Raw genomic sequence first — 17,111 nt, 5'->3', positions numbered from 1 at the left:
ACGGCCTGATGCACGCTCAAAGCCCCACATACCGCCGGTGATAACGCCGGCCGAGGCTGGTCAGGATCTCGTAGCCGATCGTCTTGGCGCCGCCGCCGACGGTTTCCAGGTCGAGCGGCCCGCCGATCAGCGTCACGCTTCCGCCGCGCCTGGCGGCGTCAGCCGGCGCATCGGTCACGTCGATGATGATCAGGTCCATCGAGACCGTGCCGACGAAGGGGCAGGAGACGCCGCCGATCAGCGCCGAGCCGCCGGTCGAGGTGTCGGTCCAGCTGCCGTTGCGCGGATAGCCGTCGGCATAGCCGAGGCAGATCGTGGCGAGCCTGCGCTTGCCCTTGGCCGTCCAGCGCCCGTTATAGCCGACCTGCGTGCCGTCCTGGACCTCGCGGGTCTGGATGATCGTCGCTTCCAGGCCCACGACTGGCTTCATCGGGTTCGGCTGGCCGGGCGTCGGGTTGCCGCCATAAAGCGCATAGCCCGGCCGGGTGAGCTGGTAGGACGGGCAGTCCTTGAGGAAATGGCCGGACGAGTTCTTGAGCGAGGCCGGCAGGTCGGGCAGCGCCGCCGCGATCTCGGCGAAGGCCGCGATCTGGCGGGCATTGGCCGGGGCGGCCTCGTCCTCGGAGGAGGCGAAATGGCTCATCACCAGCCCGATTCCCGCCGCCGCGATCACGCCGGAGCGCTCGCGGGCGAGATTGAGGCCCTCGCCCGGCCAAAGGCCGAGCCGGTTCATCGCGGTGTCGACATGCAGCGCCGCCGGCCGGACCTGCGCTCCAGTCTGCCGGAACGAGGCCCATTCCAGCAATTCCTCATGCGAGCCTAGAACCGGCGACAGGCCATGCGCGGCGAAGGTCTCGGCGGCGCCGGGCAGCAAGCCGTTCAGCACGTAGATCGTGGCATCCGGCGCGACCTTGCGGGCGCGGATGGCTTCCGAGACATGTGCCACGAAGAAGCTCTTGCAGCCGGCTTTGGCGAGCGCCGTCACGGCAGGCTCGATGCCGATGCCATAGGCGTCGGCCTTGACCACGGCCCCGGCCTCGGTGCCGGCGCGCTTCCCGAGCAGGCGCCAGTTCGAGACCAGCGCGTCGAGATCGATGGTCAGCGTCGCCCCAAAGGCGGGATCAGGCAGGTCGGCAGGCATCATTCACGGTCCGGAAGGCGCAACTCGTCGGCGCGGTCGGAGAAGCGTGTCACATCCGCGTCGAACTGCAAGGCCACGGCGCCGGTCGGGCCGTGGCGCTGCTTGCCGATGATCAGCTCGGCGACGCCATGCATGGCTTCCATCTCGATCTGCCACTTGTTGTGCTCTTCGGTGCCGGGGCGCGGCTCCTTGCCCTTGAGGTAATATTCCTCACGATAGACGAACATCACCACGTCGGCGTCCTGCTCGATCGAGCCGGATTCGCGCAGGTCCGAGAGCTGCGGCCGCTTGTCGTCGCGGTTCTCGACCTGACGCGAGAGCTGCGACAGCGCGATGATCGGGACGTTGAGCTCCTTGGCCAGCGCCTTCAGGCTGGTCGTGATCTCGGTCAGCTCCTGCACGCGGTTCTGGCTGTTCTTGGACGAGCCCGAGAGCAGCTGCAGGTAATCGATGAACAGGACGTCGAGCCCCTTCTGGCGCTTCAGGCGCCGGGCGCGGGCCATCAGTTGCGCGATCGAGATGCCGCCGGTCTGGTCGATATAGAGCGGCAGTTTCTCGATCTGGGCGGCGACATCGGTCAATCGGGCGAAATCGCCCTCGGTGATGCGGCCTTGCCTGATCTTGTAGGAGGAGATGCTCGATTGCTCGGCGACGATACGGGTCGCGAGCTGGTCGGCCGACATTTCGAGCGAGAAGAAACCGACGATGCCGCCATCGACCGACTTGATCGAGCCGTCCTCCTGCCGCTCGCCGCGCCAGGCCTTGGCGATGTTGAAGGCGATATTGGTGGCGAGCGAGGTCTTGCCCATGGCTGGACGGCCGGCGAGCACCAGAAGGTCCGAGCGCTGCAGGCCGCCCATGCGCTGGTCGACATCGCGCAGGCCGGTCGAGATGCCCGAGAGGCCGCCGGCGCGCTGGTAGGCACTGGCCGCCATGTCGATCGCAAGGCGCAGCGCCCCGTCGAATTTCTGGAAGCCGCCCTCGTAGCGGCCCTTTTCGGCGAGCTCGTAGAGCCGGCGTTCGGCATCCTCGATCTGCTCGCGCGGCGCCATTTCGACCGGCGCGTCATAGGCGACGTTGACGAGGTCCTCGCCGACGCCGATCAGCTGGCGGCGCACCGCGAGGTCGTAGATCGTGCGGCCGTAATCGGCGGCGTTGATGACCGTCGTCGCCTCGGCGGCGAGGCGGGCGAGATACTGGCTCGGCGTGATCTCGCCGAGATCGATGTCGTTGACGAAGGTCTTGAGCGTGATCGGCGTCGCGATCTTGCCGGCCCGAATCATGCTCGACACGAGCTCGTAGACGCGCGTATGGACCGGCTCGAAGAAATGGTCCGGCTGCAGGAAGTCGGAGACGCGGTAGAAGGCGTCGTTATTGACCAGGATCGCGCCCAGCAATGCCTGCTCCGCCTCGATATTGTGAGGCTGGACGCGGTATTCCGGCTCGCGGTTGTCGAGGCGGGCAACGAGGGCTGTAGCGGTGGCCATGGGCTCTTGTAAGTCAGTCGTGACGGATCGCTTGTGTCGCGGCGGAGACGCTCTCGCGGTGACGACGCGTTATCTCGGCTATGCCCGCATTTCACAAGCGCGAATCGAAAAGGCGCCGCATGAGCATGCGACGCCTTGACTTCGTCGAGGGATGTCAGGAGCGGTCTGTAGAGGCGCCTGAAACACCGTCGCCGTCATTCCGGGCTTGACCCGGAATCCATCATAGAGCGTTGGCGCCCCTCGATGGATTCCGGATCGGCGCCGCTACGCGGCTTGTCCGGAATGACGGCGCGCTTCTTCGGATATTAGAGCTCGACGTCGCCGGCCTCGGCCAGCGCCGCGCCGACCTCGAGGCCGAGATCGTCGAGATCGAACTCCTCGCGGGCCGTGACGTTCTCGCCGGCGGCCTGGCGCTCGGCCTCTTCAGCCGAACGGGCGACGTTGACGGTGATCGAGACCGCGACTTCCGGATGCAGAACGACCGGGACGGTGTGCAGGCCGAGCGTCTTGATCGGGGTGTTCAGGGTCACCTGGCCGCGCGAGACGTTGAAGCCGTCCTTGGTCAGGGCCTCGGCGATGTCACGGGTCGAGACCGAACCGTAGAGCACGCCGGACTCGCCCGACTGGCGCAGGATGGTGACGCTCTGACCGTTCAGGCGCTCGGCGACGGCATCGGCCTCGGACTTCAGCTCGAGGTTGCGGGTCTCGAGCTCGAGCTTCTGGCTCTCGAAGCGCTTCTTGTTGTCCTCGGTGGCGCGCAGCGCCTTGCCGCGGGCGAGCAGGTAGTTGCGGCCGAAGCCGTCGCGGACGCGGACGATGTCGCCCATCTGGCCGAGCTTGGCGACGCGTTCGAGCAGGATCACTTCCATGGGTCTTCTCCTTGATCAGTCTGTTGGTCAGGGTTTCAGGAACGGGTAGGCGGAGGCGGCAGCGCGGCCCGCTTGCGCAGGCCGAGAAGCGTGTCGATGACGCCCGCGATCGTGAGCAGCGGCGTCAGCACGGCCTGCATCAGGATGAGGGCGACATAGATCGAGATCAGCATCGGCATCCGCCAGGAACGGCCGCGCGAGAGGTCGTGCAGGGCGGCGAGCCCGCTGAACATGAAGGCGGCGAGCAGCGCGCCGGCAAAGGCCATAGCGGCGACGCCGATGAAGCCGCCCATCGTCGCGGCGAAACTGGCGGCGATCAGCAAGAGCAGCGCCTGCCGCGGCAGCGTGGTCGACGGGATGAAGGGCCAGGGGCGCGGCAAACGGTCCGACATCTTCACGGCGCGGGCCGCGAGCCAGAGATTGGCGGTGATGGTGGTGACGAAGGAGGCGCCGATGCCGAGCGGCACGGCGGGGGCCAGGCTCTGCGCGAGGTCCTTGACCTGGATGTCGCCGGGCAGCGCGATCAGCTTGCCGCGTACCATCTCGTTCAGCAGGGTCTCGATCATGCGCGCGATCACCGCGCGATAGGTCTCGTAATCGGTGGTCATCACCAGAGCGCTGCCGACGGTGGCGAGCGCGGCGGTGGCAGCGATCCAGAGCAGCAGGTTGCCGAGCGGATACCACTCGACGTGACCGTCAGCGTCGGCACGGGCAAGAAGCGCGAGATAGGCGATCCACCAGGCCGGCAGGCCGATGATCAGGGCAAACGCGATGCCGCCAGTCGGGGCGAGCGCAACCGCGACGGCGAGCGCACCGGCAACCGTGGCGAACAGCCCGGAGCGGTGGTTCCAGCCCAAAGATGCGATGAAGATCGGGAGCGGGGCGGCCGAATACAGCAAAGCGGCCAGCGGCGATCCGGTGATCACCACTGAGAAGAGCAGGGCCGAAACGAGGCCCGCGCCGATGCCGACAATCGGAATCATTAATCCGTCCTGCTGTCCCGCTGCTCACACACCATCCGGTGCGGCAGGGTGAGAGGCCCCTTGGCCTCAACGAACCCGATGGAGTTTCACCGCCGGGCGACTGGTTGATCTTGAAAGCGAGAACCGGAGGCGCGGGAGGCGCCTCCGGAATTTAGTGTCTGCCGGATCCGAAGGAACGGATCAGCGGATGACGTAGGGCAGCAGGCCGAGGAAGCGGGCGCGCTTGATCGCCTGGGCGAGCTCGCGCTGCTTCTTGGCGGAGACCGCCGTGATGCGGGACGGAACGATCTTGCCGCGCTCGGAGATGTAGCGCGAGAGCAGACGCACGTCCTTGTAGTCGATCTTCGGAGCGCCTTCGCCCGAGAACGGGCAGGATTTGCGGCGGCGGAAGAAGGGGCGGCGAGCGCCAGCGGATGCAGTCGACATTCTCAGGCCTCCGCTTCGGCGGTTTCGGTCGCTTCGTCGTCACGACGCGGACGGTCACGGCGCGGGCCGCGCTCGAAACGGTCGCCGCCACGCTCCGGACGGTCCTCGCGGTCACGCTTCTGCAGCATGGCCGACGGACCTTCCTCGAGCTCCTCGACCTTGACGGTCATGAAGCGCAGGATGTCCTCGTTGATGCGCATCTGGCGCTCCATCTCCAGCACGGCGGCGGAGGGAGCCTCGATGTTCAGCAGCGTGTAGTGAGCCTTGCGGTTCTTCTTGATGCGGTAGCCGAGGGACTTGACGCCCCAGTACTCGACCTTGCGGATGGCGCCGCCATTCGCTTCGATCACGCCCTTGAACTGCTCGACAAGAGCTTCGACCTGCTGCGCGCTGACATCCTGCCGCGCGAGCAGCACATGCTCGTACAATGCCATATGTGGCCTTCCTTGTTTCACCCTGCTTCGCCCGGCGCGGAGCCCTCCGAGCCCTGGATAAGGCCCGACAGGATTTCATCGAAGGCGGAGACACGGGATGACGGTTCGGGAAACGAACCTGCGCAGGCCCAAGCGGGCGAGCACCATCCGTTCAGCCTCCGGCCGAACAAGCAGGATGCGGTCGTTACAGTGTCCGATACGTCATGGCAACCGGAATCTGCCGGAAAACGCGGCTTCGGGGGCAGAAAATTCGGGCGCTGCGCTTGACTTGGCGGCGGAAGCGATGTGACAGCCGCGTCATATAAGACGAATGACTGATAATGAAGACCGGGACATTCATAGCATGACCACTGCGTTCATCTTTCCGGGCCAGGGCTCTCAGGCAGTTGGCATGGGCAAGAGCCTGGCCGAGAACTTCCCCGTCGCGAAAGCGGTCTTCGACGAGGTCGATGCGGCGCTGTCGCAGAAGCTGTCGGCGGTGATGTGGGAAGGTCCTTCCGAGGAGCTGACCCTGACGGCCAACGCCCAGCCGGCGCTGATGGCGGTCAGCCTCGCGGTCGTGCGCGTGCTCGAAAGTGAAGCCGGGCTCGACCTGAAGCGCGATGCCGCCTTCGTCGCCGGCCATTCGCTCGGCGAATATTCGGCGCTTGCCGCTGCCGGCACCTTCTCGATCAGCGACGCCGCCCGCCTGCTGCGTATCCGCGGCGACGCCATGCAGAAGGCCGTTCCGGCCGGGCAGGGCGCAATGGCGGCCCTGCTTGGCGCCGAGCTCGATCTCGCCCGCGAGATCGCTGTGGCCGCGGCCCAGGGCGAGGTCTGCGAGGCCGCCAACGACAATGGCGGCGGTCAGGTCGTGCTCTCCGGCGCCAAGGCCGCGATCGAGCGCGCCATCGTGCTTGCCGGCGAGCGCGGCGTGAAGCGCGCCATGCTCCTGCCGGTTTCCGCGCCCTTCCATTGCGCCCTGATGCAGCCGGCGGCCGACGCGATGCACGATGCCCTCGCCAAGGTCTCGATGCAGGCGCCGGTGGTGCCGGTCGTCGCCAATGTCGGCGCCGCGCCGCTGAGCGACCCGGATGCGATCCGGGCCTCGCTGGTCGCCCAGGTCACCGGCACGGTGCGCTGGCGCGAATGCGTGCAGGCGATGGCTGCCGCCGGCGTCACCGATTTCGTCGAGCTGGGCAGCGGCAAGGTGCTGGCCGGTCTCGTCAAGCGTATCGTCGTGGGCGCGGCGCCGGTCTCGATCGGCACGGCCGAGGATATTGCAGCCTATAAGGCCCGCGGCGCGTGACGACGCGGGCCCGGAACGGGCAAAGACGGCAGAATGCCGGAAAAGGGAGCGAACATGTTTGATCTGACCGGCCGCAAGGCCCTGGTCACCGGCGCGACCGGCGGCCTCGGCGGAGCCATCGCCCGGACGCTGCATGCGCAAGGCGCCAGCGTCGCGATTTCCGGAACGCGCGCTGAAGCACTGGAAGCGCTGGCAGCCGAGCTCGGCGAGCGCGTCGTGATCGCGCCCTGCAATCTCTCCGACAAGGATTCGGTCGAGGCTCTGGTGCCGACCGCCGAGGAGAAGCTCGGTGGGCTCGACATCCTCGTCAACAATGCCGGCATCACCCGTGACAACCTGTTCATGCGCCTCAAGGACGAGGACTGGGACAGCGTGCTCGCGGTCAACCTGACGGCGGCCTTCCGCCTGTCGCGCGCCGCCGTGAAGTCGATGATGCGCCGGCGCTACGGCCGAATCGTCGCGATCGGCTCGGTGGTCGGCACCACCGGTAATCCCGGCCAGGGCAATTACGCTGCCGCCAAGGCCGGCTTGATCGGCATGTCCAAGGCGCTGGCCGCCGAGGTCGCGAGCCGCAACATCACCGTCAACGTCGTGGCGCCGGGCTTCATCGAGTCGCCGATGACGCAGGCCCTCAACGAGAAGCAGCGCGAGGGCATCCTCTCCGGCGTGCCGATGGGCCGCTTGGGCGAGGGCGCGGATGTGGCCGCGGCCGTGGCTTTTCTCGCCAGCACGGAAGCCGGTTACGTGACTGGGCAGACCCTGCACGTCAACGGCGGAATGGCAATGATCTAGGCGCGTTAGCGCCTGTTCCAGATCGGTTTTGATAAGTCTGCGGCGCACTCGCCAGCCTGTAAAGGGTGTGTTAACTAGCGCCGTCGCGCTGCAGCCCGGCGATCCGAGGGGGCTTGACGAAACCTCGGTTGTTGCGTTTGTGCAGGCTTCGAGCTTTCCGGATCGCGGACATCGTCACGATGGCGCGGCGGCTCGGAATGAGATCCCTCCATCGCGTCGCACCCCTGCGATGCGATTTCAGTTTCTAAGTCTAAGGAAGAGACCCATGAGCGATGTTGCCGAGCGCGTGAAGAAGATCGTGGTCGAGCACCTCGGCGTCGAGGCCGACAAGGTCGTCGACGGCGCCAACTTCATCGAGGACCTGGGCGCGGACAGCCTCGACACCGTCGAGCTCGTGATGGCCTTCGAGGAAGAGTTCGGCGTCGAGATTCCGGACGATGCGGCCGAGACGATCGTGACGGTTGGCGACGCCGTGAAGTTCCTCTCCGCGAAGAGCGCCTGATCGGCCCGGAAGGCTGATCGACGCAGAAAGAGCCATGGCTTCTCGCAGTTATCCGATGCGGCGTGTCGTCGTGACCGGTCTCGGCATGGTGACGCCGCTTGCTTGCGGCGTCGAGCCGAGCTGGTCGCGCCTTCTGGCCGGTGCCAGCGGCGCCGGCCCCATCACCAGCTTCGACGCCAGCGATCTGCCGGCGCAGATCGCCTGCAACATCCCCCGGGGTGACGGCAGCGACGGGACCTATAATCCCGATGACTGGATGGAGCCGAAGGAGCAGCGCAAGGTCGATGAATTCATCGTCTTCGCGATGGCCGCGGCCACGCAGGCGCTGAAGGATGCGGGCTGGAAGCCGGAAAGCTACGAGGACCAGATCCGGACCGGTGTCGCCATCGGTTCCGGCATCGGCGGGCTGGGAGGCATCTATGAGGCCTCCCTCCTGCTCAAGGAACGTGGACCGCGCCGGCTCTCGCCCTTCTTCATTCCCGGGCGCCTGATCAATCTCGCGTCCGGCTATGTCTCGATCGAGCACGGGCTGAAAGGTCCGAACCATTCGGCCGTGACCGCCTGCTCGACCGGCGCGCATGCGATCGGCGATGCCTCGCGCATGATCGCGCTCGGCGATGCCGACGTCATGGTCGCGGGCGGCGCCGAATCGGCGATCAACCGCATCGGCATTGCCGGCTTCTGCGCCTGCCGCGCCCTTTCCACCGGTTTCAACGAAACGCCCGAGAAGGCCTCGCGTCCCTATGACAAGGATCGCGATGGCTTCGTCATGGGCGAGGGCGCCGGCGTCGTCGTGCTGGAAGAGCTTGAGCACGCGCTTGCCCGTGGCGCGAAGATCTATGCCGAGGTCCTCGGCTACGGCATGTCGGGCGACGCCTATCACATCACCTCGCCGGCCGAGGATGGAGATGGCGCCTATCGCTGCATGCAGGCTGCGCTCGATCGCGCCGGCATCACCGCCTCCGATCTCGACTATATCAACGCCCACGGAACCTCGACGCCGCTCGGTGACGAGATCGAGCTGCGCGCCGTCGAGCGCCTGCTGGCCAACGCCTCCAAGCGCCCATCCATGTCCTCGACCAAATCGGCGACCGGCCATCTGCTTGGCGCCGCCGGCGCGATCGAGGCGATCTTCACCGTGCTCGCGATCCGCGACCAGGTCGCGCCGCCGACGATCAATCTCGACAACCCTTCCGTCGAGACCGAGATCGATCTGGTGCCGCATGTCGCCCGCAAGCGCGAGATCGATTACGCCCTGTCGAACTCCTTCGGCTTCGGCGGCACCAATGCCTCGCTGGTGATGCGGCGCTACCGGCCGGACCAGTAGGGGGCTGCGAAGCAGCGCGGTTTCGCCATAATCTTGGGTAGAGTCTGCGCCACCCTCGGCCGAACGCCTGATTCCGCGTTCACAGCCGCAAGGAAACCGGCTCTAATGCGGTCGTCCGGATCCGGTGCGGCCGACGTCCAATCCGGCAGGCGCGGTCCAGGTTGCACCGTGCCGACATCATCTACCCCGTGCTGCGAGCGTCTTGATCGTGAATGATACGCCCCGCGTCGCCCCGAAGAGTCCGAGCGAGGCCCTCAAGCCCGTAGCGCCGCCGGCGCCGCCGCCCAAGGTCCGCCGGCGTCGGCGCAGCCCCTTCCTGTCGATGCTGAGCGGCCTGTTCACGATTGCGCTCGTCGGTGCCGGCGTGGTCGGTGCCGGGATCGCAATCGTCTCGAACCAGAGCAAGGCGCCCGGGCCGTTGGCCAGCGACCGCGTCCTCATCATTCCGAAGGAGAACGGGCTCACCGAGATCACCGAGCTGCTGCAGCGCGAAGGGCTGATCGAGCATCCGTTGAGCTTCCGCGTCGCGGCGATCATCGGCGGCGACTGGCACAAGCTCCAGGCCGGCGAATACCTGTTCAAGGCCCGCGTCAGCCCGCAGGAGATCCTCGGCATCATCTCCAGCGGTAAGGTGGTCGAGCATTCGATCACCGTGCCTGAGGGGCTGACGAGCGAGCAGATCGTCGAGCGGCTGCGCAGTAACGAATTGCTGACCGGCGAGATCTCCCAGGTGCCGAAGGAAGGCTCGATCCTCCCAGATACCTACCGATTCCCGCGCGGTTTCTCGCGCAAGGCGATGCTCGAGAGCATGGCTGTCGCCCAGAGCCGGCTTGTAGAGCGGATTTGGGCGCGCAAACCCGCCGACCTGCCGATCAAGACGCCGCAGGAACTCGTCGTCCTGGCGTCGATCGTCGAGAAGGAGACCGGCCGCGCCGACGAGCGTCCGCGCGTCGCCGGGGTCTTCATCAACCGTCTCAACCAGAAGATGAAGCTGCAATCCGACCCGACGATCGTCTACGGCCTCGTCGGCGGCAAGGGCACGCTCGGCCGGCCGATCCAGCGCAACGAGATCACGCAGGCGACGCCCTACAACACTTATGTCATCACCGGCCTGCCGCCGGGGCCGATCGCCAATCCCGGCCGCGCCGCCATGGAAGCAGTGGTCAATCACTCGCGGACCAAGGACCTCTATTTCGTCGCCGATGGCAGCGGCGGCCACGCCTTCGCCGAGACGCTGGACCAGCACAACCGCAATGTCGGGCGCTGGCGCCAGATCGAGACGACGCGCAGCCAGCAGCAGGGCGGAAAGCCCCCAGTGGATAGCGTCGACAAGGTCGAGCCGCCCGCAGGCCCTGACAACCGCACGGAAGCGCCTGCCATGACCCAGCCAGCAGCCGATAATGCCGGCTCGGCCGGTTTTCCCGTCGCGCAGCCGACCGGAGGCGTGCCCGGAACGCGCGCGCGCGCTTTCGACGCCTCCGAAGGGACGACGCGCGATCCACTGCTCAACAAGAGCTTCGACCTGAACTCACCGAAGCAGGTGCCGCAGCTCAAGCCCTGAGCGCGCTCGTTTTTCTCCTGAACCGCCTCGTCATCCCGGGCTTGACCCGGGATCCATCGTAAGGCGCCGCCGCTCTACGATGGATCCCGGATCTCCGCTGTGCTCCGTCCGGGATGACGGCGTGTCTGGTCTGAAATCGGCGGGTTCCAAAGGCCCCCCATCCCCATTTTCCGACCGTCGGCCGCTTGCTGTCGCGGGTGTGCGCCACTACGGTCCCGCCCGATCTTGAACAAAGGCGGCAGGGGCGATGGCCATCGAAAGCATGACGGGGTTCGCCCGTGCGGCCGGGACGGCCGGGGTCCATAGTTGGGCCTGGGAAATCCGCAGCGTCAATGGACGCGGGCTCGACCTGCGCGTTCGCGTCCCGCCCGGCTTCGAGGTTCTCGCCGAAGCCGCCCGCAAGAAGCTGGGTGCCGCGTTCTCGCGCGGAACGCTGCACGTCAATCTTGCCGTCACCAGCGATGCCGGCCCACCGCGTCCGCGCGTCAACGAGGCGGTCCTTGCGGCGCTGCTCGAGGCGGTCGAGAGGCTGCCGCCGGCTGCCGGCATCAATCCGCCATCCTATGACGGGCTGCTCGGCATCCGCGGCGTCGTGGACTATGCCGACGAGGCGCCGGATGTGCTGGGCGCGGTCGAGGCGCCGGCTCTTGCTGGACTCGACGCCGTCACCACCGCCTTGAAGGAAGCACGGGCCGCCGAAGGCCGCGCTCTTGAGGCGATCGTCGTTGGCCATCTCGAAACCATCGCCCGATTCGCTGGCGAGGCGGAGCATCATCCGGCCCGCAGCAGCGAGGCGATCCGCGCCCGGATCGCGGCGCAGGTCGAGGCGCTTCTGGGTTCGAATAATGGCTTCGATCCGCAGCGCCTTCACCAGGAGGCGGCGCTGATCGCCGTGCGCGCCGATATCCGCGAGGAGATCGATCGCCTGCATGCCCATGTCGAAGCTCTGCGCGAATTGCTGGCCAAGGGTGGGCCGATCGGCCGCAAGCTCGACTTCCTCTCGCAGGAATTCGGCCGCGAGGCGTCGACGCTCTGCGCCAAGGCGAATGATCCCGGCCTGTCGCGCATCGGGCTTGAGCTCCGCACGGTCGTCGACCAGATGCGTGAGCAGGTCCAGAACGTGGAGTGAGCCGGATGACTGCCGAGACCCTTCACCCGGCCCGTCGCGGCCTGATGCTGATCCTGTCCTCGCCCTCCGGTGCCGGCAAGACGACGCTCACCCGCAACCTCAAGAGCGAGAACAATCTCGACCTGTCGATCTCGGTGACGACCCGCGCCAAGCGCCCGTCCGAGATCGAGGGCGTGCATTACCGCTTCATCGACCGCGCGACCTTCGACGTGATGCGCCAGCATAACGACCTGCTGGAATGGGCGGAGGTCCATGGCAACGGCTACGGTACACCGCGCAAGGAGGTCGAGGCTTCGCTGGCGGCCGGGCGCGACGTGCTGTTCGACATCGACTGGCAGGGCACCCAGCAGATCGTCAAGAAGGCGCGGGCTGATGTCGTCACCATCTTTATCCTGCCGCCTTCGATGGCGGAGCTGCGCTCGCGGCTGATCCGCCGCGCCGAGGATGCCGAGGAGGTCATCATCAAGCGCCTCGCCAATGCCCGTGACGAGATCGCGCGCTGGAGCCAGTACGACTACGTCATCGTCAACAACGATCTTCAGGCGGCCTACGAGTCGATCAAGGCGATCCTGACGGCCGAGCGGCTGAAGCGCAGCCGCGCCGTCGGCCTCAGCGACTTCGTCGACCAGCTGCTGGCCGAACAGCTGCCCTGATCAGCGCTGCCCGGCGAGCGCGTTCGCCAGCTTCACGAAGCCCGAGACCGGGATCTCCTCGGCGCGGGCCGTCTCGGTGAGGCCGGCCGCCGCGATGATCGGCGCCGGGTCCGGCAGCACGGCTTTCAGGCTCTGCCGCAGCATCTTGCGGCGCTGGCCGAAGGCGGCGAGCGTCACCCGCTCCAGCAGGCGCCGGTCGCAGGGCTCCGGCTCTGCACGCGGGATGAGCTGAACGATGGACGAAGTGATCTTCGGCGGCGGCACGAAGGCGCTGCGCGGCACGTCGAACAGGATCTTCGTCTCGCAGCGCCAGTTCGAGAGCACGGCGAGCCGGCCGTAATCGGCGCGCTCTTCCGGCGTTGCGACGATGCGCTCGGCGACCTCGCGCTGGAACATCAGCGTCAGCGAGTCCCACCAGGACGGCCAGGGTTCGAGGCTGAGCCAGCCGACCAGCAGCGGCGTGCCGATATTATAGGGCAGGTTGGCGACGATCCGCGCCCGCTCTCCCGCGAGATAGGGCGAGAGGTCGACGGCGAGCGCATCGCCGTCGACGACCTCCAGCCGGCCCGGATAATGCGCCGCGATTTCGGCGAGCGCCGGCAGGCAGCGCCGGTCCCGCTCGATCGCGATCACGCGCCGGGCGCCGTTCGCCAGCAGCGCTCGCGTCAACCCGCCGGGGCCGGGGCCGATCTCGACCACCGTCTGGCCTTCGAGCGGTCCGGCCGCACGCGCGATCCGGCTCGTCAGGTTGAGGTCGAACAGGAAGTTCTGGCCGAGCGCCTTCTGCGCCATCAGTCCATGGCGCTCCACCACCTCGCGCAGCGGCGGCAGGTCGTCGATCTGGCTCATGAAGCAGTGTCCGTAAGCACTCGCTCGGCCATCCGGGCGGCGAGCTTCAGGGCGGCACAGAGACTGTCGGGCCGCGCGATGCCCTGGCCTGCGATGTCGAAGGCCGTGCCGTGGTCCGGGGAGGTCCGGATGAAGGGCAGGCCTAGCGTCACGTTGACGCCTTCGTCGAAGGCGATCGTCTTGATCGGGATCAGGGCCTGGTCGTGATACATCGCCAGCGCCGCGTCATAGCCGGCCCGCGCGCGGGCATGGAACATCGTATCGGCGGGGTAAGGGCCGCGCGCATCGATGCCCTCTGCCTGCAACTGGGCGATGGCCGGCGCGACGATGTCCCCGTCCTCGTGGCCCATCGTGCCGTTCTCGCCAGCATGGGGATTGAGCCCGCTGATCGCCAGCCGTGGCGCGGCGATGCCGAAGCGGCTGCGCAGCTCCGCCGCGACGATCCGGCCGGTCTCGACAATGAGCGCGGTGGTCAGGAGCTCCGGCACCCGGCGCAGAGGCTCGTGGATCGTCACCGGCACGACGGCGAGCTCTTCGCACCAGAGCATCATCACGGGGCGCGGCTCGACGCCGCCCCGGGCTGCCAGATATGCGAGATATTCCGTATGGCCGGGATGCTTGAAGCCGGCCTGATAAAGCACAGATTTCGCGATCGGATTGGTGACGACGGCAGCGGCCTCGCCGGCGCCGACCGCCGCGACCGCCTGGTTGATCGAGCTGATCGTGCCCGCGGCTGTCGCCGGATCAGGCCTGCCGGAAACAACGGCGCAAGCCGCGGAAGCAAGCGGGACAACTGGCAATGCATCGGTGAAAACGGCGCCAACGTCGCTCCAGCCGCAGGCCTGTAGCGGCACGCTCCAGCCCAGCCGGTCGGAGACATTGGCGAGGTGGTCGATGTTCCCGATGCAGGCGAAGGCGGGAAGCGCCCGCGCGCTGCGTTCCAGCCAGGCACGAAGGGTCAATTCCGGCCCGATCCCGGCCGGATCGCCCTGTGTCAATGCGAGCGGTTTTGCCGGCAAGACGAGCTCCGCGCCCTGAAGAATGAGGCGGCCCATGGTTTCGGGCCGCCGCGACAACTAGTTGGAGGAACTGACGCCGTCGCTCGACGAGCTCGAGCTGAGATTCTGCGAGTAGCTGATCTCGCCCAGCGTGCGCAGCTCCAGGCGGAACATGACCGTGCGCGTGTCCTTCGTCGACCCCGACTGGCGGTCGGCATAGCTCTGCGAATAGCTGATGTCGAAGACCGTGCACTCGTCGGTGTAATTGATGCCGAAGGAGGTCGATGCCGTCTGGAACGGCCCGGTATTCGGATAGACCGGGATCGCCGATACGGTCGGAGCTGCCAGATAGGACGCATAGGCGGTCCGGTAGAGCTCGCGATCGTATTTGTACTTGTCCAGATCGAACAGCACGCCGGCCCGCAAGCGCCAGTTATCGGCGACCTTGAGCGACCCGTTCAGCGAAAGACCCTCGCGGCGGCGGGTGATGCCGAGATCGGGCTGCGGCTCGTAGCGGCCATAGCCGACCGATGCTGTGATGACGCTGTTGGCATAGGTCGCGGCTGCGTCGATGCGCTGTGCCTCGAAGGTCGTCGCATTGAGACGCGTCGCACCGGTCAGGAAGAAGCCCTTGAAGGGCGAAATCTGGGCGCGGGCCACATAGTCGGAGTTGCGGGTATCGAGACCGGAATTCAGGCCGGTGTTGAGCAGGTCTCCGCTGGCATAGGAATTGCGGCCGGCGAGCTGGAAGGACTGGCCGAACAGCATGTTGGCGAAGGCTTCCTTGCCGAAGCGCCCTGTGTAGAGCGCACCGACATTCGCGCGGGTCCCGCCTTCGACGCGATCGAAGCCGGAGAACTTGCCGCTCCACTCGAACAGGTTGTTGGCGTCGAAGACGAGGCTCTGCGCGTCCTCGTTGGCGACGCGCAGGCTGTTGGTCTCGTTCGGGCGGGCGACGATCTGCGCGACCGGCTCGATGATATGGGTGCCCCAGTCGGTCTTGGCGACGAACGGGTAGCGATACATCAGCCCAATGGCCGGCATCACGCGCCCGAAGACCTCGTCCGAGGTATCGGCGATGGTCGCGACGGGCGAATTGATCACACCGCTGGTATTGGGGTTGATCGAGAAGACGTCAGCTCGAACCGAGGCATACGGCGTCCACATCTGCCCGAGCGGATCGATGAAATTGCGCCGCCAGGAGGCTTCGACCGTGGCACGCGAGACATTGCCGGCAAGGCCGCGCACGAGGCAGTGGTTCTTGTCGTAGATGGCGCAGCCGTCATAGAGCGAGTAGCTCGGCGTCGTGATCAGATAGCTCTTCTGCTGCGGCAGTTGCGAGAAGGCGGCGGTGTCGCGATTCAGGCTCGTGACATTGGCGGTGAACGAGAGCTCGCCCCCGAGGAAGGACGGCTTGTTGATGCGCTTGTTGTAGTCCAGCACGGGCAGGACGACAGGCTGCTGCTTCTGCCAGTCCTGATAGTTCAGCGGCTGGAAATAATAGCCGCGCAGGTCGAACCAGGCGTTCTCGCTCTGCCCGTTCAGATAGGCGGTCGAGATCGATTCCTGCAGGTAGGTGGTAGTGCTGAGGCTCTCGTTGCGGATGCGGTAGTTCTTGTAGAACCAGCGATCCGTCGACATCGCGGCATTCCAGCCGATCGTCCAGCGCGGGTTGATAAAGAACTTACCGTTGGTTTCCACTGAGCCGCGGAATTCCTTGTCGCGCGGGCCGAGCGGGCTGGGCAGATAGGCAGCCTGATCTTGCTGGAAAATGCCGGAAGCCCGGATCGCGTAGGAGCCGGTCATCAGGCGGTGCCGCCATTCCACCTGCCCCAGGAAGCCCTGGCGGCTGAGATAGGTGGGCGTAAGCGTCAGGTCGTAATTCGGCGCGAGGTTGAGGAAATAGGGCAGGCCGACGCCGTAGCCGAGCGCGGCAGTGTTCATGAAACGCGGTGACAGGAAGCCGGACTTGCGCTTCACCGTCGAATCCGGCCCCGACATATACGGGATATAGGCCATCGGGATGCCCGCGAACTCGACGCGCGCATCCTCGTAATAGATCGTCTGCTCCGACTTCTTGTGGATGATGCGCGCAGCACGGACCTGCCAGAGCGGCGGGCGCTCGGGATTGTCCTTGCAGGGCTCGCAGGCGGTGTAGATGCCCTTGTCGAAGACGAAGGTCTCGCCGTCCGTCCGCTCGGCGCGCGGCGCCGAGAAGCGGGTCTTGTCCGGATTCACGACGCGTAGCGAGTCGATGAAACCGTCGCGGAAATCATCGGTCAGGTTGAACTTCTCGCCGGTGATGACCGTGCCGTTGGATTCGATGATCCGGGCATTGCCGATGGCGGTGACGCGCTTGTTCGCCTGGTCGTAGATGACCTTGTCGGCCTCGATCGTCCGGCCTTGATAGAGAATCTGGACGTTGCCGACGGCCGCGACCGTCTTCTTGTCGTTGTCGTAGACGAGCTCGGTCGCGTCGACGACCATGCGGTCCTGCGGCTTCGCAGGCGCCGCCGTGGCAGCCGCGGGCTTGGCTTGCGCGCCGGCTGCCCGATTCTGGGCATAGGCCGGCCCGGCCAGCAGATAGGCCAGGCTGGAGGCGAGTGCCGTCGCCGCAGCAAAACGTGCCAGCCGGTTCACTCCTGGACCCATCTTGTAAACTCGAAATTAAC

The 17,111-nt window shown here is 66.5% G+C and carries 16 protein-coding genes; 7 read left to right on the top strand and 9 right to left on the bottom strand.

The genetic code is table 11. The features are described from left to right. Positions 1-16: 16 nt before the first annotated feature. The 6 genes from alr to rpsF form a co-directional block, all read right to left on the bottom strand. On the bottom strand, positions 17-1,144 hold the full coding sequence (gene alr / locus Q0Q02_RS01755) for an alanine racemase (RefSeq protein ID WP_293806345.1): 1,128 nt from the start codon (positions 1,142-1,144) through the stop codon (positions 17-19). Further along, positions 1,141-2,628, bottom strand: a complete 1,488-nt coding sequence (locus Q0Q02_RS01750) for a replicative DNA helicase (protein ID WP_293806343.1) — start codon at positions 2,626-2,628, stop codon at positions 1,141-1,143. The genes alr and Q0Q02_RS01750 overlap by 4 nt, the downstream gene beginning before the upstream one ends. A 305-nt stretch (positions 2,629-2,933) precedes the next feature. After that, positions 2,934-3,497, bottom strand: a complete 564-nt coding sequence (gene rplI / locus Q0Q02_RS01745; protein ID WP_293806341.1) for a 50S ribosomal protein L9 — start codon at positions 3,495-3,497, stop codon at positions 2,934-2,936. A gap of 35 nt (positions 3,498-3,532) precedes the next feature. Next, a complete protein-coding gene (locus Q0Q02_RS01740; RefSeq protein ID WP_293806340.1) occupies positions 3,533-4,480 on the bottom strand; it encodes a DUF2232 domain-containing protein in 948 nt (315 codons plus the stop codon). Positions 4,481-4,660: 180 nt separating this feature from the next. Then, positions 4,661-4,906 carry a 30S ribosomal protein S18 gene (gene rpsR, locus Q0Q02_RS01735; RefSeq protein WP_038367644.1) on the bottom strand — a complete coding sequence of 82 codons (246 nt, stop codon included), beginning with the start codon at positions 4,904-4,906 and terminating at the stop codon, positions 4,661-4,663. Between the two features lie 2 nt (positions 4,907-4,908). Continuing rightward, positions 4,909-5,340 (bottom strand): 30S ribosomal protein S6, encoded by a 432-nt coding sequence (rpsF, locus tag Q0Q02_RS01730; protein WP_293806327.1) that lies wholly within the window; start codon positions 5,338-5,340, stop codon positions 4,909-4,911. 343 nt (positions 5,341-5,683) lie between these two features. On the opposite strand from rpsF, the gene fabD reads away from it, so the two are divergent. The 7 genes from fabD to gmk all read left to right on the top strand — a co-directional run bounded on the left by fabD (position 5,684) and on the right by gmk (position 12,592). Next, the gene (gene fabD / locus Q0Q02_RS01725; protein ID WP_293806326.1) at positions 5,684-6,628 is read left to right on the top strand and encodes an ACP S-malonyltransferase; all 945 of its coding nucleotides are present in this window, start codon (positions 5,684-5,686) and stop codon (positions 6,626-6,628) included. A gap of 54 nt (positions 6,629-6,682) precedes the next feature. After that, positions 6,683-7,420: a 3-oxoacyl-[acyl-carrier-protein] reductase gene (gene fabG / locus Q0Q02_RS01720; protein WP_293806325.1), complete on the top strand. Its 738-nt coding sequence runs from the start codon at positions 6,683-6,685 to the stop codon at positions 7,418-7,420. A 265-nt stretch (positions 7,421-7,685) separates the two neighbouring features. Next, positions 7,686-7,922, top strand: a complete 237-nt coding sequence (locus tag Q0Q02_RS01715; RefSeq protein WP_047578895.1) for an acyl carrier protein — start codon at positions 7,686-7,688, stop codon at positions 7,920-7,922. 55 nt (positions 7,923-7,977) lie between these two features. After that, a complete protein-coding gene (fabF, locus tag Q0Q02_RS01710) occupies positions 7,978-9,249 on the top strand; it encodes a beta-ketoacyl-ACP synthase II (protein WP_293806621.1) in 1,272 nt (423 codons plus the stop codon). Positions 9,250-9,457: 208 nt separating this feature from the next. Next, positions 9,458-10,810 (top strand): endolytic transglycosylase MltG, encoded by a 1,353-nt coding sequence (gene mltG / locus Q0Q02_RS01705; RefSeq protein WP_293806324.1) that lies wholly within the window; start codon positions 9,458-9,460, stop codon positions 10,808-10,810. Positions 10,811-11,057: 247 nt separating this feature from the next. After that, positions 11,058-11,939 (top strand): YicC/YloC family endoribonuclease, encoded by an 882-nt coding sequence (locus Q0Q02_RS01700; protein WP_293806323.1) that lies wholly within the window; start codon positions 11,058-11,060, stop codon positions 11,937-11,939. A 5-nt stretch (positions 11,940-11,944) separates the two neighbouring features. Continuing rightward, entirely contained in the window at positions 11,945-12,592 is a 648-nt protein-coding gene (gene gmk / locus Q0Q02_RS01695) for a guanylate kinase (protein ID WP_293806322.1), read from the top strand. Here the strand turns inward: gmk and rsmA are convergent, their stop codons facing one another. From rsmA to Q0Q02_RS01680, 3 genes are read right to left on the bottom strand one after another with little or no spacing between them, the layout of a single operon-like run. Continuing rightward, the gene (rsmA, locus tag Q0Q02_RS01690; RefSeq protein ID WP_293806321.1) at positions 12,593-13,441 is read right to left on the bottom strand and encodes a 16S rRNA (adenine(1518)-N(6)/adenine(1519)-N(6))-dimethyltransferase RsmA; all 849 of its coding nucleotides are present in this window, start codon (positions 13,439-13,441) and stop codon (positions 12,593-12,595) included. It abuts the gene before it with no gap. Continuing rightward, on the bottom strand, positions 13,438-14,496 hold the full coding sequence (gene pdxA / locus Q0Q02_RS01685) for a 4-hydroxythreonine-4-phosphate dehydrogenase PdxA (RefSeq protein WP_293806320.1): 1,059 nt from the start codon (positions 14,494-14,496) through the stop codon (positions 13,438-13,440). The genes rsmA and pdxA overlap by 4 nt, the downstream gene beginning before the upstream one ends. Before the next feature lie 21 nt (positions 14,497-14,517). Then, positions 14,518-17,079: an LPS-assembly protein LptD gene (locus Q0Q02_RS01680; protein ID WP_293806319.1), complete on the bottom strand. Its 2,562-nt coding sequence runs from the start codon at positions 17,077-17,079 to the stop codon at positions 14,518-14,520. Between the last annotated feature and the right edge of the window lie 32 nt (positions 17,080-17,111).

The sequence above is a fragment of the uncultured Allobosea sp. genome (assembly GCF_945956895.1).
Classification (GTDB): domain Bacteria; phylum Pseudomonadota; class Alphaproteobacteria; order Rhizobiales; family Beijerinckiaceae; genus Allobosea.
Note: the sequence above shows the minus strand (reverse complement) of the source record. Positions and strands in the feature narration are given on the sequence as shown.